Genomic DNA, 21917 nt, shown 5'->3' on the forward strand with positions numbered 1-21917 from the left:
TCGTAATTTTATATTTACGTTTTGAGTATTGTTTCATGTGAAACATATCCATTTTATGCATCTGAATATTCATCAGTTTTAATGTGGTTTTGCTTTTTATTATTTTATTATTTTTTATTATGAACTTTTTCGTAAATTTTGAGAATTTATTATATGATTCTTTTCGATTTAAAAGCTGTTATTTTTATTTAAATTTATTCTGTTTCACGTGAAACAGCATGCTATTTTTACGTGTTTTATGTCCATAGAAGAATAGAAACTTGACACTACATGGTTGTAAAAAAGAGGGCGGGGGTGATACAAAATGGTGGAATCAGCTGCGGAAACCATTAAACGTATTTTTGGAGATTCACCATCTTCGTTAGGTAACGAATTAGCGGATGTCACTACAAGATATCACGCTCTAGAGGGCGTAGTTTATCCAAAACCTTCTGATACGAGAATAATTGCTGTTGCAAATCAGAAAGGTGGAGTTGGTAAAACAAGTTCTACCGTGAATCTAGCTGCAGCTATGGCAGTTGGTGGTTGCAAAGTTCTCGTAATTGATATGGATCCGCAAGGCAACGCGTCTACAGCTCTTAACGTGCCGCATGCTTCCGGAAATCTCTCAGTTTATGACGTTCTTGAGGGTCGTAAAACAGTTTCGGAAGTAAAACAACCATGTCCGGATGTTGATGGTATTGATGTAGTTCCAGCATCTATTGACTTAAGTGGAGCTGAGCTGGAAGTTGCGGAAATGCAGGATCGCAACAATCTTCTGAAGAATGCACTACTTGAGTTTTTAAATAATAGTGATGAACACTATGATTACGTTTTTATTGATTGTGCTCCGTCATTAGGATTGCTTGTTATTAATTCCATGTGTGCGGCGAAGGAAATGCTAATACCAATTCAAGCTGAATATTATGCCCTTGAAGGATTAGGTCAGCTTATTAATACGATTGGTCTTGTGCAAAAGCATTACAATCCTTCGCTAGTAGTTTCTACAATGTTAGTTACTATGTTTGATAGGCGAACGCTTTTGAGTCGCGAAGTTTTCCAAGAAGTTAAGCAACATTATCCGCATATTGTGCTTGAAACTACAATTCCGCGAACAGTAAAAATTTCAGAAGCGCCAAGCTTTGCGAAAACTGTAATAAGTTATGATTCACATGGAACAGGTGCTGTATCTTATAGGGAAGCCGCTTTAGAAATTGCTCAAAGATCAGAAACAGTGTTAGCAAATATTGCTGTAAGACAGAAAGGGAATGAAAAATGAGTTCAACCAAATCTCGTTTAGGTAAAGGTTTGGGTGCTCTGTTCCCAACGCTGCCAGGAGAAGACGATTTAGCTGCTGTTGCTCCTCAAGCTGACGTTGAAACCAAGTCGACATTGCAGGAAAACGTCAATAGTGCTGAAACTGAGTCTCGTGACGATGATTTACATAAAGATGAGTCGTATAAGAATGAGTCACGTAAAAATGAAGCTTATGTTTCACGTGAAACTGTAGATAATTATGATACAGATTCTAATAGTGTATCTGCAAAAAATTCAGAAAAAATTTCTCAAAAAGCGCAACATGTTTCACGTGAAACTATTATGCCAAGCATAAAACAAGCAATTGCTCCGCATAAAGATAAAAATGACGCAAATGGTAACAATGGTACAAATGAAGAGCAATATTCGCATGTTTCACGTGAAACGGGTGATTATTTAAGTACAAAACACACTCGATCAATTAAACGAGCAACTGTACCATCTTTCAATGATGTAGTGCGTCCAATGGATCTTTTCTTCGGTGATAATGTATCAAAAAATCAACGAAAAGAAGAAAACGAAGCTGAAGATAATAGCAACAGAAATTCACTAAATAACACGACAAATTCTGAAGCATCTGCTGAAAATGCTGATACAACTGCGGAAGATCAAGGTTTAAAACCAATTAAAGGTGGTTATTTAGAATACATAAAGCCGTTAGATATAGTGCCAAATTCAAAGCAGCCACGTACTGTTTTTGATGAAGAAGAGTTGCGTGAACTTGCTGCATCTATAAAAGAGGTGGGTGTTCTGCAGCCAATAGTCGTGAGAAAAATCAACGACGAACAAGAAACGGCACATTACGAGCTGATTATGGGTGAACGCCGTTGGAGAGCATCGCAGCTAGCTGGATTAGAAGTGGTTCCTGCAATAGTGAAAACCACAGCCGACGAGGATATGCTCCGTGATGCACTTTTGGAAAACTTGCATCGCGTGGCGTTAAATCCATTGGAAGAGGCTGCAGCGTACGCGCAAATGATTGACGATTTCGGTTTAACTCAAGCGCAGTTGTCAAAGTCTGTTTCGAAGTCGCGTCCACAAATTGCCAACATGTTGCGATTACTAAATCTTCCAGCTTCAGTGCAAAAGCATGTTTCTGCAGGAGTATTATCTTCTGGTCACGCTCGTGCACTTCTCGGATTAGATAATCCAGAAGAAATGGAATCTCTTGCCCAGCGCATTATTACTGAAGGATTATCTGTAAGAAGCACTGAAGAAATCGTATCGATGAAAAATAATGAGGCGAGTGGCAATCAGGTGCGTTCGCGCAGACAAAGAAACGACCGCTGGGCTGCATCACCTATACGCAAGAAACTTGAAACAAAATTCGAGACGAAAGTGTCTATCAAAGGTAGTGAGAATCACGGTCGCATAGAAATAGTGTTCTCGTCTCCTGAAGATATGAATCGAATTGTCGACATTCTTATTGGACAGTAGTGCGGTAGTGCGGTAGTGCGGTAGTGCGGTAGCGTGGTGTTGCAGTAGCGTGACAGTGCTTCTGCAGTAGATGACAGTACTGCAGCATTGTTATCACTCTCATAAATTCTTACTTCAATAAGTGGTACAATTCTCTTAATTGTATTAAGGAAGGTTAAAAATGAATGGTAAAAATTTGTTAGGTTTATCAAAGAATATGGCTAAGAACAAGCGTTTATCTCCACTTGAGAATTATAAGCTTACTTTAGGTATTGAGTTATTTAAAGAACGAGGAGCGGCTGTTCTTGGCGAGCTACATCGTTATCAAAAGAAGAATGGTATTTCGATTAATGATGCTTCTAATGCCTCAATCCAGGCAAGTAATAAGCTTTCTGATTTAGTTAATACTAAGGTTTATCTTATTTCATCATTTGATGATCTTAAAAAGTGCAATAAACAGCTTGACGACGTTGAGAAAACTTTTTTGAATAGCTAGTTAGGATATTGATATGTTAGATTTATCAACTCTTGACGATGATGATTTTAATAATATTCTGCAAGATAATATTCATGATTTAACTATTAATAAAGGTACATCTGAAAATCCTAAGGCTGTATTACTTGGTGGACAAAGTGGTGCTGGTAAAACAACAATTCATAGGATTATGCAAAAGAAGTTTGATGGGAACATCATTATAATTGACGGTGATAGTTATCGTACTTTGCATCCTCATTATCATGAATTAATAAAACGCTATGGAAAGAATAGTGTAGAATATACGCAGGCGTTTGCTGGTAGGATGGTTGAGGCTGTTGTAGAAGAATTAAGCAAAAGACATTATAACCTTCTTGTGGAAGGTACTTTACGTACAGTAGAAGCGCCTAAAAATACTGCAAAAATGTTGTATTCTAAAGGCTATGGTTTAAGTCTTGCTGTTCTTGCAGTTAAGCCAGAGCTGTCGTTTATTAGCACATTAGTGCGTTACGAAGAGCAATATTACAATGATTCAACAACTGCACGATTTACTCCTCGTTCACATCATGATGGGATTGTAAAAAGTATAGTTAAAAATTTGCGTGTACTAGAATCTGATAATTATTTTGAAAATATTGAAATTTATACACGTGATGAAAAATGTATTTATTCTGAGTTAGATAATAGCAGCAAGTCTGCTGCGGATGTGTTAAATAAAATACTTTTTGGCAAGTGGAGATTATCTGAATATTTTATGCTAATAAGTTCTATTAACTATTTAAGAAAATTACGTAAAAAGAATACTATAAAATCCAAAATGGGTTCGCTGATGTGTCCTTTGTATTCGCATTTTATTCAAGGTTATTTATAAATTTTGCATCGCAGTACATTAGATTATATTAGATGAGGCGATTTTACTTTTACTTTTGTGCTAGTTTTATAGCCTTGATTGAATTTGCGATTAATTTTGCTCCAAACGTGAGAGCACTGTCTCGTGTTTGGAGGGTTTATCGTCGTTTTCAGCTCCAATCGCGAGAGAGAGTGTTCTCGTAATTGGAGCTGTCTACCTTACTTTTTGCTCCAAACGTGGGAGGATTGTCTCGTGTTTGGAGGGGGTGTCGGTGTTTCGTCTGGTATGGTTCTTGGTTTGTAGGGAATGCTTATTTATGGAAAGCATCGTGAGTTAGTATCACAAACGGTATTGTTTCAAATCTAAATAAATTAAAAATCGAATTAAGAATGATGCCGATTCAATACATAAAGACTCTTGCGAAAAGTAAAATAATGAGTATAACTTATATAGAAGAAAGTTAACAGTGAAGTTTTTCTTTTATAAATTTTGTATTTTTCATAAAAGTTAAAAGATTTAAATTATTATCAAAATTTTATCAAAGGAGATTGTGATGGTGAATGAGAATGCATCTGAAGATAGTAATGAAAACAATAAAAATGAATTGCTTGATTGTTTGATTGGAAAAAGAGGTTTATTTTTTACTGGATCAGGGATCAGCATTGAATCTGGGGTTGCAAAAGTTTATGATGTCTTACAACATACTTGTAATAAATTCTTGGTGGGATTTGATAAATGTTATACGTTTGTTCCCCAATGTGTTCCAAAAAGAGAAATGTCTCGTAAAGATTATATTTGTGAAGTAGTTCAACCAGAATTATTTTATTCGGTATTACTGGAATGTACAGGGGATGACCGCGTTTTAGAGATGTGGAATTGTCTTAAAAGAGACCATTTCACGGAGGACTATACACCGCAACCCAATATAATACATTATTTTATAGTAGCTTATTCATATTTTGCAAAGGTTCCAATTTTTACCATGAATTATGATAAAATGTTCGAGTCAGCTTGCGAAAAACTTAGGTTGCCCTATCATGTTTATGTTAATCGTCCAACTGATAAATCAGTTGAATCACAAGTAGTAATCTGTAAATTGCATGGAAATTTAAGAGAAAATTCAGGGAATGCAGTAACAAGAGATGATATTGCAACAACAATGTCAGATATTTCCAAAAAAAGCGATTTTGCAGATTATGTAGAAAGAAATATTAAGACGCATGACGTGTGTATTTGGGGATATAGCGGAAGAGACGCGGATTATTTTCCTATTTTGCGAAATAGTCATTATGAGGACAGAAAATTTTTCTGGACGGTTGGAAATCCTAAAAAAGGTGGAATTGATAAGCAAACAGAAGACAATGCTTCATCATTGCATAATGTAGTCACGATAACAGGATATCCATCCGATATGAAAGATGAGTTGATGGGTGTGTTATCAACTTTTGATGGCGGCAGTAAGATTGTTAATCGTATTAATCGTATTATGCATATTAATGAACGACGCGATGAGCACGAATCAGTTTCTCCGGAGAAAAAAGAAAAATTTTTAAAAGAAATTGAGTCAAAAATTTATGCGGAAAATATATCTTTTAATGAAGAAATATTCTGGATGTTGCTTTTGCAAAGAACTGGGCAAAATAAAGATTTAGGATATATGATCAAAAAATTGATTAAGGAATGCGAAGAATTAACTAGCAAAGAAAAAATTATATTGCTAAAAGCGAAGATTTCCTTTGCAAGAGAAAGTGCGAATTTTAATGACTATCGTCAATTTGCGAAAGAACTAAAGAAAGCAGCAAAGAAATACAGATTGTCATCTAGAGACAGACGTGAATATTTAGCAGAGTCAAAAATCGAATATGTGTCTTCGTTGCAAATGCGTGTTCCATCGAGCCTTTTTTTAAAAGTGCCGTTATTAAGAAGAAAATACGGTTTATGGCTTTTTGTTAGGTTCCGTTTTGCACTTTTGAATAGCATGTTTATTCGTGATAAAGAATTGTATAAGAATAACGAAGTCGTTGCACAAGAATGTGAACTTAGGTCTTTGGCAATAGACTGTAAAATTCCATTTTTAAAGGAACGTACAAAAAGAAAACTTAGAAGTTTATTGGCAAGAGCTAAGGCTATAGGTAATCACGAAACAATGAGTGGAACTTGTAAGTATCTCTGCAGATTATATCCATACAATAAAGATGAGTATGAGCATATGGTTAAAATCGTTGGAACTATAGGCAGTAATTTGAGCGCATTGTCTATTATTCATAGGGATGAAGATGTCAATAAATCTTTAGAAGAAGCTAAGGAAAATGATAATACTTTGAACATTGTGAAAGATATTTTTAAAAAGAAGTCTCTTATAAATGATTGTGCGGATTTGACAATTAGTGATGAAGAAAAAGAATTGCTATCTGAATCCATCGAAAATATTACTCCAGAAAGTTTGAAGAAAACGCTTTTGCGCATAGGAAAACGAGAGGGTTTATTTTTGAAAAATAGCAAATAAAAGTCATATATAAAATTTAAATCGATTGCAGAAGAAGATAAATCGACAGAATGTGGGGTAGATTTGTCGAAAACATATAATCGTCCGATGTTATCGACATTTTCTATTGACTGCCAAAATTATTAATGCGCGCTCAAGCATGTCGTCGCGCCCGCGTTTGGAGGTTTTGTTGTTGCGCAGTTCTCCAAATGCGAGAGCCTCGTCTCGCGTTTGGAGGTTTAGCTTAGGTTTATTGCTCCAATCGTGAGAGAACTGTCTCGCATTTGGAGGGTGTCGGCCTGCATTCTGCTCCATTTGCGGGCGCGACGACCTGCTTGAGCGCTGCGATTTAGCGCGCGAAAGCAACTCGGAGCGGAAACTCGCTTAGGTTGGAAGTCCAGTGGACTTCCAACCTAAGCGAGTTTCGTAGCGAGCGCTTATAGCGCGAGCGTTAGAACACGTTTGGAGGGGTTGTCGTCTGTGTTTTGCTCCAATCGTGAGAGCACTGTCTCGTGTTTGGAGGGTTTATCATTGTCTACCGCTCCATTTGTGAGAGATAGTTCTCGTAATTGGAGCTGTATACATTACTTTTTGCTCCAATCGTGAGAGAACTGTCTCGCATTTGGAGGGGTTGTCGTCTGTGTTTTGCTCCATTTGCGAGAGATGGTTCTCGTGAATGGAGGGTTTATCATCGTATGTCGCTCCATTTGCGAGAGGTGAGTATCGTGTTTGGAGGGGGTATCGGTGTGTCGCGCGAAAGTGGCGGTTTTGCAACGTTTTATGGAAGCTCGGGTAGGGTATGCGCGAGTTTCCTGAGAGTTTCCTGGGAAAAATCTTAAAATTTCTTAAAAACGTATTTTTTATAGTAAAAAACTACTTATAACAATACTTTTTACAGCATATGGTTAGATTATCGTATTTTCTTTAGCAGATTTTCGTATATTTTACTGTAGTGATGCTTAGGTTGCCTCTTGACTTTTTCAAACGGGGGGGGGGTATCTTAATTGCAGGTATCAACCAGAGTCCTAGTTTGGCTGATGCTAAACACGAATCCGAATCCTACATAGATGGATGAGGCCAGAAATGGTAATTCGTGTTGCAAATTTTCTTCGTGTTCCTAGCACGAAGGAGAAGAAGAAAGGAAATTATTATGTTGAATAAGAAGGCTATCGCCGCATTCGCTGCTGGCGCCACCCTCCTCTCCGGTATGGCATTCGCCGCTCCAGCTTTCGCTGAGACTGCTCCAAAGCAGGAAACCTGCACTGTTGACCAGGCTAAGGTTGATGCTGCACAGGCTGCTTATGATGCTGCTGTTACTGCTGAGCATACTGCTGCTGCTGCTGCTAGAAAAGCACAGGCTAAGGTTAATGCTGCTGCTGCTCAGTATACTGCTGTGAAGAAGCTTAACAAGGATAGTGAAGAGGCTTCTGCAAAGTACACTCTTGCTACTACTACTGATGCTAATAAGTATTCTCAGGAGCAAAAAGACGCATTTAAGAAGGCTAAGGATGATGCTGCAGATGCTCTTAAGAAGGGCTTGAAGGATGCTTACAAGGCAATCGAAGGTAAGGATGCTACTGATCAGGCTAAGTATGATACTGTAGCTGATGTTCAGGCTGCACGTAATACTGCTTCTAATGAGCTTGAGGCTGCTAATGATACACTTGCTGAGAAGAAGGCTGAGTTAACTTCTGCTAAGGCTGATCTTGATAAGGCTCAGTGCAAGGATTCCAAGCCACAGGATCCACAGAATCCACCTGTTACCCCAGCTCAGCCAGGTTCTAAGGAAGCGGCTATTAAGAATGTTCTTTCTAAGAAGGTAGATGTTGATGCTGCTTCGCACAACTTTGCTGAGAAGAAGGAAGCTTATACTAAGGCTGCTGCTGCTTTGACTGCTGCTAAGGCTGAGCTTGATGCTGCTAATAAGGCTGCTGCTGTTGCTGCTCAGAATTTGTCTGATTTTGAGGCTTCTGGCGTGAATGATTCTGCTAAGTTGAAGAGCTTGAAAGAGGCTGTTGATCGTGCTGATGCTCATGTAGTTCGTACTACTGCTGCTTTCAACAAGGCTTTAGCTGATTTCAATGATGCTAAGACTGCTGATTTGGCTGCTCAGGCTGCTTACAATGCTGCTAAGGATGCTTATGATGAGGCTTACAATGCTGCAATCAAGCTGGGTGTGAATCCTGCTTTGCTTCCTTCTGTGACTGCTGTTGACCCATTGTCTCCTGCTTTCCCACAGCTTGCTCAGGCTCAGAAGATTTATGCTGATGCTTTGGCTGGTAAGTTCGGTGCTGCTGCTCAGAAGGCTGTTCAGAAGGCTGAGGCTGCTAAGGCTCCTGCCGCTGCTGCTGCTGATAAGAAGGCTGATAAGCAGGGTAAGATTACTGTTGAGAAGGGTAAGGATAAGGCTGGTAAGAACCTTCCTAAGACCGGTGCTGCTATTGCTTTGACTGCTTTGGCTGCTTCTGTTCTTGCTGGTATGGGTGCTGCTGTCCGTAAGGTCCGCCACTAAGCAATAGTTAAATGTGAGTATTCCAACGCGTAGCATAAAGCCCAAAGTTGTTCTGTAAGTTTTATGCCACAACTTCAATTCGATATCCGGTTTGTAACGCTAGTTGCTAGAGCATTTCCTTTTCTTGCTAGCGCACTTGCCAGATGTATGAATTTAAGTGTAGGAATGCTTAGTCTAGTATTCAGTGCTACTAGGGATTGCACCGATTGCTAGATACTTTTGTAGGGTCACCATTATGGTGGCCCTACTTTTTATCTATAACCCAAGTATTTTGGCGCCGGCTCCTGCGATATCTAATAAGCGAATTGTAATAAATAACCAAGCACAACTAAAAGTTGCGAAAGAAAACCGCTAAAATAGTGAATATGAGTGCAGTAACGACGCAATACGTTGAAGCAGCTGGTGGAATTATTTATCGCAAGCGCAATATTACAAACAGCTCAAACGCAGGTGAAGACGCAAAAACAGGTAGCAATGTAAGCAAGCCAATAAAGCCTAGTGATGACGACTTTGAGCTTTGCCTTGTTTACCGTCCTAAATATGACGATTGGAGCTGGCCAAAAGGAAAGAATGAGCAAAACGAATCGCATCGTCACACTGCAGTTCGCGAGGTTGGAGAAGAAACAGGATATTCAGTCACGCTTGGCCCGCATATCGCTAAAATAGAATATCTGCTTGATCACGAAGGCAAAAAATCCTCCAAAAACAACGCGTCAGATAGCAGTCAGAACCGCAATAGTCAACCGGAAGTAATAAAGCGAATCCACTACTGGATGATGCGTTTAATTGACAAGCCGTCCGCAGCAAAGCGTCTTCCTGCTTTCGGACCAATTAAGCCTGCTAAACCCACTGAAATCGGCAATGTACTGTGGCTTACTCCTTCTCAAGCACGAAAAAAGCTTACGCACGATAGTGACTGCGAAGTGCTAGACGCTTTCTTAGATAAGCTACACGAAGGGCAAGTCGAATATAGTACGTTGCTTTTAGTGCGTCACGGAAAAGCTGAGTCTCGAAAAACTTGGCAAGGAAGCGAAGCGACTCGACCAATCACACCTCTAGGTGCTGCTGCTTCATACGCTCTAGGCCGCGAGCTTGCCTGCTATGCGCCGAATAAAATCATATCGTCACCTTGGAAGCGTTGTTTAGAAACTCTCGACGCTTTTGCGCACGATTCTTCGCTTTCTATAGAACAGGCTGCGGAACTTACCGAAGATCATCACGAGAAAAAACCAAAATCTACATTGTCTGTTCTTGTGAACGAAATACAAAATCTTGAGCGTAATGCACAAAATGCAAGCGTTACAAACAATGCAAACTCAACTGTCATATGCCTGCACCGCCCGGTTATCGGCACTTTCTTCGATTATTTGCGAGGAATAACAAAACCTAGAGCACACAAGCGCATACTCAGCCAAAAATCTCCATATATGCCTACAGGAAGCGCAATAGTTTTGCATATAATTAATACTCCTAAAGGCGCTCGCATTATCGATATTGAAAAGGTTCTTCCAAGTGTCTACTAGTTTAAATTCGCAATCAAGTTCTATTCATTCAAGCAGATCTGCTTTTATGCCAAGCCCAAACGGTTCAAATCGTCCAAGCAGACCTGCGCAAATGGATCCAGCTATGCTCGCACAAATAGAGGGCGGTACAGATCCGCAGGTTGTCAATGAGATTAGCCACACATCCGCTGCTGTTCTGCTTAACCGTGTGCATAAAACGCAGTCGCCAGAAATCGTTGAGCGCGTGCTGAATTTGGTTGAAAATGAGGGTATTGAAGTTATTGCAGATCTGTGGAATCATGCAGAAGCGGAATCCCTTCCTGGAATACTTTGGAGACTTTATTTATTGCGTATTTCTTTGCGTAAGAATCGTGAGGCTTACGCTGAATATTGGCGTCTTGGCGAACCTGAAGCCACAAGCGCATCAGCTATTACAGGAATTGATGAAGCTCCTACAGGAGATGATATTGCGCGACTTGCAGATTCTATTCTTTCCGGCGCTTTTACCGGCGATTTTGCTGTAGCGCTTTATCGTGCTTCAGCTTTTACTTCTATTATTTCGCACGGAATGCATGTTTACGCGAAAAAGTTGGATGAGCAAAATTCTAATTCGATTAATACAGAAAAAATTGCACATATTTTGCACACTTCCGCAAATCTTAATTCACTTTCATGCACTTTCCGTACTTGCGCAGGATTATGGCGATTAGGGAAACTTGAGTAAATTATTTGTGATTAAATTTGTGATTTGATTTGGATTCAAGTTGGATTCGAATTATGCGGCGCGCTGAAAATTAAAAACATGTATACTCGAGTTTGACGCTGGCTTGTGCTTAAGCCCCGGGCTCCATTTTTTGCCGCTGCGAGCGGCGTTTGCGCCGACAGGCGCTTTCGCAAGTCAGCGTTTTATATTTGAGATTAGAAGCTAACTACTGTTTGTTAACTGTTATTTTGTTTATATTTTGTTATAAATCTCACGGCACGCCGATAGCTTTACATGCCATGCTTGCATTAACCTAGAAGGTATGGATCTTCATGTTTTACATCATCCGCTGGTGGACCATAAGCTCACCGTTTTGCGTGATAAGAATACACCTTCTAACATTTTCCGCGAGTTGGTTTCCGAATTGGTAACCCTTGAAGCGTACGAAGCAACTCGCAATTTGGAAGTTAGCGATCGCGAGATTGAAACTCCTATTTGCAAGATGATTGGCAAGCATTTGAACCGACCACGCCCAATGGTTGTGCCGGTTTTGCGCGCTGGCCTCGGTATGCTTGACGGCATGACTCGTCTTCTTCCAACCGCTGAGGTTGGATTCCTTGGTATGAAGCGCGACGAGCAGACGCTCGACATTGTTACTTATGCCAACCGTTTGCCAGAAGATTTGACTGGTCGTCAGTGCTTCCTTCTTGACCCAATGCTTGCCACCGGCGGCACTTTAGTTGCTGCTACACATTATTTGGCTGAGCGTGGAGCTAAAGATGTTACCGCTATTAATATTTTGGCAGCTCCAGAAGGCTTGAAGCGTTTGGAGAAGGAGATTGATCCTTCTATTGATTTTAAGGTTGTTGTTTGCGCTGTTGATGAGCATTTGAACGACAAAGCTTATATCGTTCCAGGTCTTGGCGATGCCGGCGATCGTTTGTATGGTTTGATCGACTAATATACTCACCAAATCAAGCGAAAACTAGAAACTAAAAAATAGCCTGCTGATTTGCAACACTTTGCGATTTCAGCAGGTTATTTTGTATTTAACATGGACAAATTTTAGCGAGGACGACTTATGGCGACTTCGCGAGCGCGATCTGCTAATTCGTTTAGTTTCGCAAGCTCTGCACGCTGAGAGTTAGTTTGCTTTGGTGCAAATTCGCCGTAACGATTTTGCGCAGCAGTACGAATTAAAAAGTCAGCCAAACGCGGATTTTTCGGCAAAACTGATCCGTGCATATAAGTGCCGATAACGTTGTATTTGCGAGCGCCTTCCGTGTGATCTTCGCCATTATTTCCGCAATTTTCGCTGTCAACAGAGCCGAGTGGCTGAGTATCACCCTCCAAGCTTGTGCGCCCAGAATGGTTCTCGTAGCCCACAATATCGCCAAAATCGTCGCTATGCTCCACAAGATTTCCAATCATGCGTACGTCTTGACCAACAGTATGCTCGCCAAGTATGCCAATACCTTTAAGTTTTTGACCCTCAATGGTTTCGAAATACTCTCCAAAAAGTTGGTAAAGACCGCAAATCATAAGCATTGGAACGCCATCTTTTGCAAGCTCACGAATAGCATCCGCGCGCGCAAATAAATCTTCAGTAACTCTACTTTGACCATGATCTTGACCGCCGCCGCCAAGAATCATATCCACGCGCTTGGGCCAAGCATCACCAACGTTGTACTCGTGGAGCACGGGCTTGTAACCGTATAATTCCGCTCGACGCATAACAGTAAGCACATTGCCATAGTCGCCGTAAATATTCATGTCTTTCGGGTACAGCGAAACTATATTCAAAACTCGATTTTTAGTTTCGTTCTTATCGCTAATAGCACTCATAGCAACTACTTTCCAATTACTTTCCGACTACTTTCCAACTCCAACGTCTTTGACTTTTGCAAGCTGTGCTAACTTAGCTCGCACACGAAGCATAGCAGTATACGTGCAGTATATTCGTTTAGCGCGTTTAGCTCCACCTGAAAAATCGCCTTCAACGAATAAACGAACATCTTCTTCTAAATCAGTCCCAACATTCTTTGCTGAAACCTTATCGTATTCCAATCTTAACGCCATATCCCATGCGCGAGTGCCAGAAACACAATCTACTCCAGTTTTACTTAAGCAAGTAAAATCAACGTCCCACAGCCAGCTCATGTCTCTTCCGTCTGCGTATTCGTCACAGATCGCAATCATTGTGTCATGATTTTCAGGCTGGTCTGAAGCGAGTGCAAGTCTAAAGCCAATAGGATTTTTAACTAAAACCAATTCAACTGGAGAACCTGAAACTTCAATTATTTCGCCTCTGCCAAAAGCAGGCGTTACTTTTTCTAGTGCTTCAACAATATTGTCATCGTTGAAAGTTTCTGCTTTACCTGTAACTTCAGCCAAAATTGCGCGAACTACAGTTGCGGCTGCGGCCGCGTTGAAAATATTGTAAGCTCCGTCAAGTTTCATAACGGCAGTTTTTCTTTTGCCTGAAAGTATGAAATCAGCTTTATGATTTTCTATTTTCGCCAAAACCACATCTGCTTCAGGAAGATTGCGTGAGAATGAAGTATTTTTATTTTCGATCTTATTAGAATTACTGTGCAAATCATCGTCCGTTGGGAACATACTTCTAACGTCGTCACCTAAGCCGAAATATTTTACTTTACAGGACGGCAAAATATCTTCAGAAAGTGCAGAAATTCGCGGATCTTCACGATTTAGTACCAGCACTTTCTCGGTTTCTCTAGAAACGTTACTTAACAATTTTGCAGTAGTATCTATTTCTCCAAAACGGTCTAGTTGATCTCTCATAACATTTAACAAAACCGCATATTTAGGTTTAATTTGTCGCACAAAATGTACTGCGTAGGCTTCATCAAGCTCTAGGACTGCAATATCCGCATTTAGTTTTGTGCTTACTGCGCTCATCTCTTGTACAAGTGACGCAACTACGCCACGAGTAAAGTTCGATCCAGTAGGGTTTGTGAACACTCGCAAGCCTGCGTCTCTAAGCATAGTTGTTATCATGCGCGTAGTGGTTGTTTTACCGTTCGTTCCGGAAACAAGCACAACGCCGTATGGTAGTTTTCCTAAAGTTCTTGCCAAAAAACCTGGGTCTAGTTTTTCTACTACTTTTCCTGGGAGCGCGCTTCCGCCGTGTTTCAATGCTCTTGACACTGCGCGTACAAGTTTTCCTACTCCCGGCATAAAGCAGCTAAACCAACGTTTCCTGATTTTTTCTCGCGCGTCACTATGATTCAATACGTTTTCTGAATCATCTGTACCTTCAGCGAGCGCAGTCATTGAGCGCGATTTCTTAAAATTATTTTTCACGCCCACATCACACTCCTTGTTGCTGCATCTCTTGAGGCATATCTTTAAATTTAGATGTAGCACCCAGGAACGCTAGTTTAAACGTGTCTGTAGGGCCGTTGCGATGTTTTGCCATAATAATATCGGCTTCGCCTGGCCTGTCTTCTTTATTATAAAAATCAGGACGATGCACAAGAAACACAACGTCAGCATCCTGTTCGATAGATCCAGATTCGCGCAAATCTGAAAGCTGCGGCTTCTTATCATTGCGCATTTCAGGACCACGATTAAGCTGGCTTAAAGCTACTACCGGCACTTCAAGTTCTTTAGCAAGAAGTTTTAGTGCTCGCGAAAATTCTGAAACCTCTTGCTGACGGCTTTCAACGCGTTTTCCGGAGCTCATAAGCTGCAAGTAGTCTATAACAACAAGTTTCAAATCGTTAGTTTGCTTTAAACGGCGACATTTTGCGCGAATTTCCATCAAACTCATATTTGGACTGTCGTCTATAAAAAGCGGAGCGTTTTGCATTTTAGTCCAGAAATTATTAAGTGTATTCCAACGATCCGGAGTAATATCTTCTGCTCTTCGCATTGCAGCAAGTGGAATATTAGTTTCTGCAGAAATAATTCTTTGCGCTAGCTCAACTTTGCTCATTTCTAGAGAAAAAACTATTGCTGTCATTTGATGATGCAAGGCTGCGGATCTTGCGAAATCAATACCCAACGTTGATTTACCCATTGCAGGACGTCCTGCAACAACTATCATCTGTCCTGGCTGTAAGCCTTGTGTAACGTCGTCTATATCCCTGAAACCAGTTGGAACGCCTTGCTCTAGCTCATGGTTTTGCAGTTTATCTAATTGATCTAAAGCATTTTGCAAAACGGGACCTATAGCTACGTAATCTTGACGTACTTTACCAGCACTCATCTCATATACTTCAGATTGCGCAAGATTGACAATATCTTCAGCTTGAGCGCCTGTAGCAGAATAGCCCATTTGCGCAATCTTCGTTCCTGCTGCAATAACGTTACGAAGAATAGCATTTTGATGAACAATATCTGCGTAGTACATTGCGTTTGCTGCAGTCGGTACAGACGCTACAAGACTGTGTAAGTAATCGGCTCCACCGACTTTATCTAAATTGCCGGCTTTCATTAGTTCGTTAGCTACGAGTACAACGTCAACAGGCTGTGAGCCGGAAAACAATGTAAGAATTGCGTCATAAATAGTTTGATTCTGCGGTTGATAGAAATCAGCAGTTTCAAGCACTTGTGAGACTTCGCCTATAGCATCTTTGCTCATAAGCATTCCGCCCAAAACCGCCATTTCTGCATCAGCATCGTGCGGAGGTATGCGATCAAATAATGTTGTTCCTACGCCACCTTCAGAACTATTCATGTTAGGCGTATTTGTGCCGTACGCTGTCTTTGAACTGTAAGTAGTGTTGCTACTTGCTGCACCATTGAGTCTTGCGTTCCTGGGCGACGACTGCCACATATCATTATCTGTCATAAAAACGAGTATAAACGTTTGAGTGAATTATATGTTCGAAGCAGCATCTTTTACTTGTTACTTTGCTGAATACTATTTTCAATGGTTTACTAGCAAATTTATACAATGTTTAAAATGATCCGCAACATTATAATTTTCCTAATATTATTTGCGCAAAAATTAATTTGCTCTAACACATATTCTTAATAAATGCAAACTGCGTATTTAATTTGGAAAAGTTATCCGCAGGATATCCACAGTATTATCCCCAATATGTGGATAATTTCATGGGATATACACAAAGACACGCCTAAAATGTGGATAACTCAGCTTTTTATCCACATCGTAAACTTCGTGCGTGTCACTTTTGCGTAATTTAGTAAAATTATTGCCAAAATATGAAATTTGGTACAAAAAAGCCGTACGCTTTATAAGGCGCACGGCTATTATTTTTTATTGCTATTTTCTATTATTTTGAGGCTTAGTAGGTTTCTTCTTATACGTTTTTGATGCCTTTTCATCAGTTTTTGCTTTTTTATTAGATTCAGGCTCTGTCTGGCGGTCAGCATCTGAATCTGTTTCTGTATCCGTGTCGGGTTCAGCTTCAGTCTTGACTTCAGTTTCAGCTTCTGTTTCAGGCTCAGATTCTGTTTCAGGATCAGCTTCTGTCTCAGTCTTTACTTCAGGCTCGCTATGCTCTACTTCTTCGCTATCCTCAACTTGGGCTTCAGGCTGCTCCTCATACATTTCGGAACGTTCCAATGTTGCATCAGGCTCTTCAGAAGTCTGAATAGTGGATTCTTTTGCATCAGAAGCAGTATCTGCTACAGAAACAGTAACAGGAGTTAACACAGCCATTTGCGTAGAACCAGCCTCAGTATCAGCAACTTCAACCACAGCGCCGGTAACGCCTCCAGAGCGAGACTGAGCAATACTTGAGAAATCATAAGCGCGCTCACCCTGATCTACCAAGTCAACGCCCTTACGCTCTTTAGCCTCAGAAATACGCCAACCAAAAAGCTTTTCTAACGCAAACGCAATCACAGAAGTAAGAACGCCAGCATAAAGCACGCTAATAGCTACTAGACAAAGCTGTGCAAGAAGTTGATGCCAATCTCCTGTAGATAAAACGCCATTACGAGCGCCAAACAAGCCGACAGCAATAAGACCAATAAATGCTGCAACACCATTAACACTCACAATGTGCAAAGTATCATCGTATCGAGTAAAAGTGCGAGATTTCGAAATCAGCGAAGTGACAATGCCAACGATCACACCAAGCATTATTGACCAAATTGGCGCTATAACGTCAGCAGTAGCAGAGCTAGCTGCCAAACCAGCCATAACTCCAGATGCAGCACCTAAAGCACTAAAGCAGCCTGAACGCAGCCTCTCAGTCACGCCCCACGTGAGCATAGAAGCAGAAGCAGTAATTGTAGAACTCACCCAAGCGTAACCTGCTACTCCGGAAATTCCGGAAGAAGAACCAATAATAAGTCCAATCCAGCCAAACCAAATAAGGAAAATACCAAACATAACAAAAGGAACATTATGAGGCTGCCTTACAGAAGTCTCAATAACAGAAGCTTTAGAAACTTTAGTTTCAGGATAAGTAACATCTTGTTCGCCAGCATTAACAGATTGCAATCTAGCTACATCAGACCATAATGCTTTAGATAAACGTCCCTTTGAACCATTTGCGCGATTTTGATTATTAGATTTTCCATTTTTGCTAGCTTTAGTAAGCTTTGCAACATTAGTCACATGTGCAAAAGATACAGAAGACTGCAAAACTGCAGTTTTAGTGCGCAAAACAAAACGTTTAAGTGGGAAGTGAGCGTGGCCGCCAATAATCATAACAATTGCTAAAGCAGACACTGCTGAAGAAATTTGTAGAACTGAAGCTCCCGCAAAATCATGAACTTGCATACCAAATGCTTGAGAAATTGCGCCATTTGGAGAAAGAAGTCCTCCACCAAACACCATGTGAGCTAAAGGAGCAAAAACAAAAGTAACCCACAACGCTACGAAAATAAGCCAAATAGCGTATCGTACACGTCCTGCTAAAGCTCCTGTAATAAGAGACACGGCTACAACAGCACATGCAAGGTGGAATACTGCTTGAATACCGCCAGTTAAACCTAAATTGCCATTTACTGACGTAAACACTCCATTATCAGAAACCATAGAGTCTTTAAATAGTAGACCTTTCATAGGGTCGCCGACGACTCCGCCAAGACTATCCTTACCAGCAAAAGCAAGAGACCATCCCCACATAGTCCACACCAATGTTGTTACAGCAATAGCGCCTGCAGAAAGCATCATCATGTTTACCATAGAAGTAGCGCGCTCGCGTCCACCGTAAAACAGTGCAATACCAGGCGTAATAATAAACACCAATGCGCTGGCAAACAATAATGCCCATTGCGGATCCATCGCAGTCATATATCACCTCAACATTTTCACTAGTAGCAAACGCATTCGTTGCGTTCACAATATGTATTGTAACTACAAACCCTACCGTTAGATTTTAGAATACTTACAGCTCATAAGCATAATTGCAATCTAAAGCAGTAAAGAGTCTAACGAAACTAGCGCTCGCTTTTAATAAATCAATCTATTATGCCATCAACAAAACTTTCAGGATCAAATGGAGCAAGATCATCTGGTCCTTCTCCAAGACCCACCAATTTTACAGGCACTCCGAGTTCGCGCTGAACGGCTATTACAATACCGCCTCTTGCTGAGCCATCAAGTTTAGTAAGTACAACTCCGGTGATTCCGATTGCTTCTGCGAATACTTTTGCCTGAGTCATACCATTTTGTCCGGTAGTAGCGTCTAACACTAGAAGAACTTCATCAACTGGCATAGTTTTTTCTACGACTCTGCGAATTTTACCAAGCTCGTCCATAAGATTAGCCTTATTTTGCAATCTTCCAGCAGTATCTACAATAAGTATGTCTGTGTTGGATTCTTTTGCTTTATCGGCTGCAATAAACGCTACAGAAGCGGGATCTGCACCATCTTTTTCAGCGCGAATAACTGGTACATTAACTTCTCCAGCCCACGTTTCAAGCTGATCTGCAGCAGCAGCGCGGAAAGTATCTGCTGCAGCGAACATTACAGAACGATTTTGCGCAACAAAAAGACGTGCTAGCTTACCAGCGGTGGTAGTTTTGCCAGTACCGTTTACTCCGACCATCATTACAACTCCTGGATGATGGGCTTCCGGCTTATCTGCGTTCAAGCGTCGATCAGTGTTTTTGCCTACCAGATCCAAAAGCTTTGTGCGTAAAGCTTCGTGAATATCCTCAATTTGTGAAGTGCCTGCAATTCTTGCATCTTTTTGCAAGGATTGTACGAGTTCTTCACTTGCTTTTGTGCCAACATCAGCCATTAGTAAAGTATCTTCTACATCTTCCCAGTCTGATTCTGAAAGATTATCTTTACTTAAGATTTTGAATAGTGCGCGACCAAAAGGATTTGCGCTATTAGATAGGCGTTCTCGTAGACGTTTTATACGAGACGTGGCACTTTCTGGAATTTTTACAGTAGAATTATTTGACTTAATCTTAGGCTTTTGCTCTAACTTAGGTTCAGCTTCAGAAGATACTACTTCTTCGCTATCTTCTACTTTTTTGCTTACTTTGTTTTCTTTATTCTTTTTATTGCGTTTGGAAAAGAATTTAAAATAAGCAACGCATATAAAGCAAACTGCTACAACAATTACAGCCGCGCACAGCCATGCGGAATAATTTTCTGCACTAAAAAGTCCAGCTAAACTAAACATATCAAACATATATTAAGCATATGAGACTCAAAGTACAGAGACAATATAATTAAGCTGTTTTTATTAGTTTTTTATAATTTTGCTTGCAGATTATCAATTTGATTACTATATAAAAAATCGGGTTATTGCTGCTTTTTCGTACGTAACTTTCTTGATTAGATAACTATTTTATTGATATCGTCATAGTAGAAAATTTATTAGCACATTACTTAGTGCATAAAAATAAAGGGGAATTATGAATTCTGATACTGAGCTAGAAAAAAGTGCAAATATTCACGTATATGGAGCCGACTGGTGTGGAGATTGCAGGCGAGCTAAAGCTGCGTTAAATCAGTACGGTGTACCATTCGTATGGCACGACATAGAATCTGAAGAGGATGCTAAGGAAAAAGCGATCGAAATTAGTGGGCAAAAGCATATTCCTGTGGTGACTTTCAGCGATAACTCGTTTATGGTTGAGCCTTCAGCTGTACAAATTAAAGTTAAGCTTCAGTCATTAGGTGAGCTTAAATAATGTGTATAACACGCCAATATTGTAAATAATTTATTTCGTCTCTTAAATGTAGTACACTTATTCACTGTTGCCCCTTTAGCTCAATTGGCAGAGCAGAGTCCTTTTAAGTCTTGGGTTGTGGGTTCGAGTCCCACAGGGGGCACTTTTTTGTATCTTAATCGCGTAGCCAAGAGCGTATAAGTCTGTTTATTATACGCTCATGGCTTGTGGCTTAATTAATTCAAATAATCAGTTAAACCAGATATCTTAGTTGATTCAATTATCAGTCGATGATAGATTGATGGATTGATTCATTTAAATCATCTATAAGTTTGTCAGCATCATCGTAGCTTGCTTCACCTTGTGCTATTGTTCTTCCGAAATTTTTCATAGGATACCAGAATCTCCACATTTCAGTTATTGTTGGCTGAAGAATAGAAGTGTGTGCTATAACTTGCATTTCTGCTTCGGCTGCAGCGTCAGCTTTACTCACAAATTTACTAAGTCTTTTATCTGATGGTACTGTACCTGTTTGTTCAAAAGATACTTTTTGAGAGTTTTTTGACCCAAGAAATGCTGCAAATTTAGCGGCAACTTCTTTATAAGCAGAGTTAGGATTGAAACCAAAATCACGCGATCCAGAAAAAGCCTTCATCTGGAATTCGCCAATTTTAGTTTTAAACTTTGGAAGGCTAGTTGCAGCATAGTTAGATCCAAGAATTCTTTTCACTTCACTTGCATCCCAGGTTCCAGAAAAAATTGCGTCCGCAGAACCATCTCTAAGGCATTGAAGCTCCGCTCCATTGCCACCTAAAACAAAATTACTATTTTTTGTTAGATCAATAACATATTGGGTTATAGCAACGGCTTTCTTATTGAATTTTATACCTTTACTAGCATCATTCCCATTTTTGCCAAAGAATGATACAGCTCCATCAGAATAGAATCCAGTAAGATACCACTCATTACTAATATCAAAAGCTACTTTGCCTTTTGCAATCATCTTATCTAAAGATTTAACATCGGCAGGTGTGAATTTTGATTTATTGTAATACATTATCCATGAGTTGGTTGTATACGGAACGCCGTATAGCTTTCCATCCGTGTAAGTAACACTACGAACAATTACATCATCGTTCTGCTTTTTTACTTGTTTAACAGCGTATGGTGGAAGTTCGCCCAATTTGCCAAGTTTTAATAACTCTTCAATCAGATCATTGTAGTAACAGAAAACATCAGGACTTTCGCTATTTTCATTCATTTCTTTTACAGTGTCGATAGGCTCAACCGTGCTATTTTTAAAAGTTATTTTGTATTCTGGATGGATTTTCTGGAATTTTTCTTCCATTTTCATAACCCAACTATTGTCGTCGCGAGCTGACCATACGGTTAAATTAACGTCTGTAATTTTCGTAGGTTTAATATGTTTCTTCTTCTTGTGTTTTACTATTTTCTTATTATCGCTAAAAAGTATTTTGTCACTGTAAGACTGGTTAGTACCGTCGTTACCGCACGAAGAAAAGCTTACGAGCATTACTACTGCAAAAACGCTACAAAATAGTTTCTTAAGTTTACTCATTTCATCCCTCTAAATTA

16 protein-coding genes and 1 tRNA gene are annotated in these 21917 nt (G+C 40.1%); 11 read left to right on the top strand and 6 right to left on the bottom strand.

Translation table 11 applies throughout. The annotated features are described in order from the left end of the window. Nucleotides 1–304: 304 nt before the first annotated feature. The 9 genes from ACNEUN_RS00305 to upp all read left to right on the top strand — a co-directional run bounded on the left by ACNEUN_RS00305 (nucleotide 305) and on the right by upp (nucleotide 12200). Complete coding sequence (locus tag ACNEUN_RS00305) at nucleotides 305–1258, top strand: ParA family protein (RefSeq protein ID WP_463630076.1); 954 nt, start codon at nucleotides 305–307, stop codon at nucleotides 1256–1258. Beyond that, nucleotides 1255–2733, top strand: a complete 1479-nt coding sequence (locus tag ACNEUN_RS00310) for a ParB/RepB/Spo0J family partition protein (RefSeq protein ID WP_463630078.1) — start codon at nucleotides 1255–1257, stop codon at nucleotides 2731–2733. Before ACNEUN_RS00305 ends, ACNEUN_RS00310 begins: the two co-directional genes overlap by 4 nt. Before the next feature lie 160 nt (nucleotides 2734–2893). Then, a complete protein-coding gene (locus ACNEUN_RS00315) occupies nucleotides 2894–3208 on the top strand; it encodes a transcriptional regulator (protein ID WP_463630079.1) in 315 nt (104 codons plus the stop codon). Between the two features lie 13 nt (nucleotides 3209–3221). Beyond that, entirely contained in the window at nucleotides 3222–4058 is an 837-nt protein-coding gene (locus ACNEUN_RS00320) for a zeta toxin family protein (protein ID WP_463630081.1), read from the top strand. Nucleotides 4059–4590: 532 nt separating this feature from the next. After that, a complete protein-coding gene (locus tag ACNEUN_RS00325; RefSeq protein ID WP_463630083.1) occupies nucleotides 4591–6543 on the top strand; it encodes an SIR2 family protein in 1953 nt (650 codons plus the stop codon). Nucleotides 6544–7672: 1129 nt separating this feature from the next. Next, nucleotides 7673–9034 (top strand): hypothetical protein, encoded by a 1362-nt coding sequence (locus ACNEUN_RS00330; protein WP_463630085.1) that lies wholly within the window; start codon nucleotides 7673–7675, stop codon nucleotides 9032–9034. A 365-nt stretch (nucleotides 9035–9399) separates the two neighbouring features. Then, a complete protein-coding gene (locus ACNEUN_RS00335) occupies nucleotides 9400–10557 on the top strand; it encodes an NUDIX hydrolase (protein ID WP_427875985.1) in 1158 nt (385 codons plus the stop codon). A gap of 46 nt (nucleotides 10558–10603) precedes the next feature. Then, nucleotides 10604–11260, top strand: a complete 657-nt coding sequence (locus tag ACNEUN_RS00340) for a thymidine phosphorylase (protein WP_427877646.1) — start codon at nucleotides 10604–10606, stop codon at nucleotides 11258–11260. Between the two features lie 301 nt (nucleotides 11261–11561). Next, nucleotides 11562–12200 carry a uracil phosphoribosyltransferase gene (gene upp, locus ACNEUN_RS00345; protein ID WP_427875983.1) on the top strand — a complete coding sequence of 213 codons (639 nt, stop codon included), beginning with the start codon at nucleotides 11562–11564 and terminating at the stop codon, nucleotides 12198–12200. Between the two features lie 104 nt (nucleotides 12201–12304). Here the strand turns inward: upp and ACNEUN_RS00350 are convergent, their stop codons facing one another. From ACNEUN_RS00350 to ftsY, 5 genes are all read right to left on the bottom strand, one after another. After that, nucleotides 12305–13084, bottom strand: coding sequence for a type 1 glutamine amidotransferase (locus ACNEUN_RS00350; RefSeq protein WP_463630086.1), 780 nt, complete (start codon nucleotides 13082–13084; stop codon nucleotides 12305–12307). A gap of 27 nt (nucleotides 13085–13111) precedes the next feature. Beyond that, on the bottom strand, nucleotides 13112–14440 hold the full coding sequence (locus ACNEUN_RS00355; RefSeq protein WP_463630392.1) for a MurT ligase domain-containing protein: 1329 nt from the start codon (nucleotides 14438–14440) through the stop codon (nucleotides 13112–13114). Between the two features lie 133 nt (nucleotides 14441–14573). Next, nucleotides 14574–15944, bottom strand: a complete 1371-nt coding sequence (gene dnaB / locus ACNEUN_RS00360; protein WP_427877642.1) for a replicative DNA helicase — start codon at nucleotides 15942–15944, stop codon at nucleotides 14574–14576. A gap of 552 nt (nucleotides 15945–16496) precedes the next feature. Beyond that, the gene (locus ACNEUN_RS00365) at nucleotides 16497–18482 is read right to left on the bottom strand and encodes an ammonium transporter (RefSeq protein WP_463630088.1); all 1986 of its coding nucleotides are present in this window, start codon (nucleotides 18480–18482) and stop codon (nucleotides 16497–16499) included. 167 nt (nucleotides 18483–18649) lie between these two features. Continuing rightward, nucleotides 18650–19837 carry a signal recognition particle-docking protein FtsY gene (gene ftsY / locus ACNEUN_RS00370; RefSeq protein WP_463630090.1) on the bottom strand — a complete coding sequence of 396 codons (1188 nt, stop codon included), beginning with the start codon at nucleotides 19835–19837 and terminating at the stop codon, nucleotides 18650–18652. 226 nt (nucleotides 19838–20063) lie between these two features. Between ftsY and ACNEUN_RS00375 the strand changes: the two genes are divergently transcribed. Beyond that, complete coding sequence (locus tag ACNEUN_RS00375; protein ID WP_427875979.1) at nucleotides 20064–20342, top strand: mycoredoxin; 279 nt, start codon at nucleotides 20064–20066, stop codon at nucleotides 20340–20342. 69 nt (nucleotides 20343–20411) lie between these two features. Further along, a tRNA-Lys gene (locus tag ACNEUN_RS00380) sits at nucleotides 20412–20484 on the top strand. A gap of 120 nt (nucleotides 20485–20604) precedes the next feature. Here ACNEUN_RS00380 and ACNEUN_RS00385 read toward each other — a convergent pair. Next, on the bottom strand, nucleotides 20605–21900 hold the full coding sequence (locus ACNEUN_RS00385) for an extracellular solute-binding protein (protein ID WP_463630092.1): 1296 nt from the start codon (nucleotides 21898–21900) through the stop codon (nucleotides 20605–20607). Between the last annotated feature and the right edge of the window lie 17 nt (nucleotides 21901–21917).

This window comes from Gardnerella sp. C0684A1, assembly GCF_055326835.1.

Bases quoted from the DNA above. Each gene is read 5' to 3' on its own strand.
- ACNEUN_RS00340 (WP_427877646.1), top strand. From the start codon at position 10,604: ATGCCAAGCCCAAACGGTTCAAATCGTCCAAGCAGACCTGCGCAAATG.
- dnaB (WP_427877642.1), bottom strand. From the start codon at position 15,944: ATGAATAGTTCTGAAGGTGGCGTAGGAACAACATTATTTGATCGCATA.
- ACNEUN_RS00315 (WP_463630079.1), top strand. From the start codon at position 2,894: ATGAATGGTAAAAATTTGTTAGGTTTATCAAAGAATATGGCTAAGAAC.
- ACNEUN_RS00375 (WP_427875979.1), top strand. From the start codon at position 20,064: ATGAATTCTGATACTGAGCTAGAAAAAAGTGCAAATATTCACGTATAT.
- ACNEUN_RS00335 (WP_427875985.1), top strand. From the start codon at position 9,400: ATGAGTGCAGTAACGACGCAATACGTTGAAGCAGCTGGTGGAATTATT.
- ftsY (WP_463630090.1), bottom strand. From the start codon at position 19,837: ATGTTTGATATGTTTAGTTTAGCTGGACTTTTTAGTGCAGAAAATTAT.
- ACNEUN_RS00310 (WP_463630078.1), top strand. From the start codon at position 1,255: ATGAGTTCAACCAAATCTCGTTTAGGTAAAGGTTTGGGTGCTCTGTTC.
- ACNEUN_RS00355 (WP_463630392.1), bottom strand. From the start codon at position 14,440: ATGCCGGGAGTAGGAAAACTTGTACGCGCAGTGTCAAGAGCATTGAAA.
- ACNEUN_RS00385 (WP_463630092.1), bottom strand. From the start codon at position 21,900: ATGAGTAAACTTAAGAAACTATTTTGTAGCGTTTTTGCAGTAGTAATG.
- ACNEUN_RS00350 (WP_463630086.1), bottom strand. From the start codon at position 13,084: ATGAGTGCTATTAGCGATAAGAACGAAACTAAAAATCGAGTTTTGAAT.
- ACNEUN_RS00320 (WP_463630081.1), top strand. From the start codon at position 3,222: ATGTTAGATTTATCAACTCTTGACGATGATGATTTTAATAATATTCTG.
- ACNEUN_RS00305 (WP_463630076.1), top strand. From the start codon at position 305: ATGGTGGAATCAGCTGCGGAAACCATTAAACGTATTTTTGGAGATTCA.
- ACNEUN_RS00330 (WP_463630085.1), top strand. From the start codon at position 7,673: ATGTTGAATAAGAAGGCTATCGCCGCATTCGCTGCTGGCGCCACCCTC.
- upp (WP_427875983.1), top strand. From the start codon at position 11,562: ATGGATCTTCATGTTTTACATCATCCGCTGGTGGACCATAAGCTCACC.
- ACNEUN_RS00325 (WP_463630083.1), top strand. From the start codon at position 4,591: ATGGTGAATGAGAATGCATCTGAAGATAGTAATGAAAACAATAAAAAT.
- ACNEUN_RS00365 (WP_463630088.1), bottom strand. From the start codon at position 18,482: ATGACTGCGATGGATCCGCAATGGGCATTATTGTTTGCCAGCGCATTG.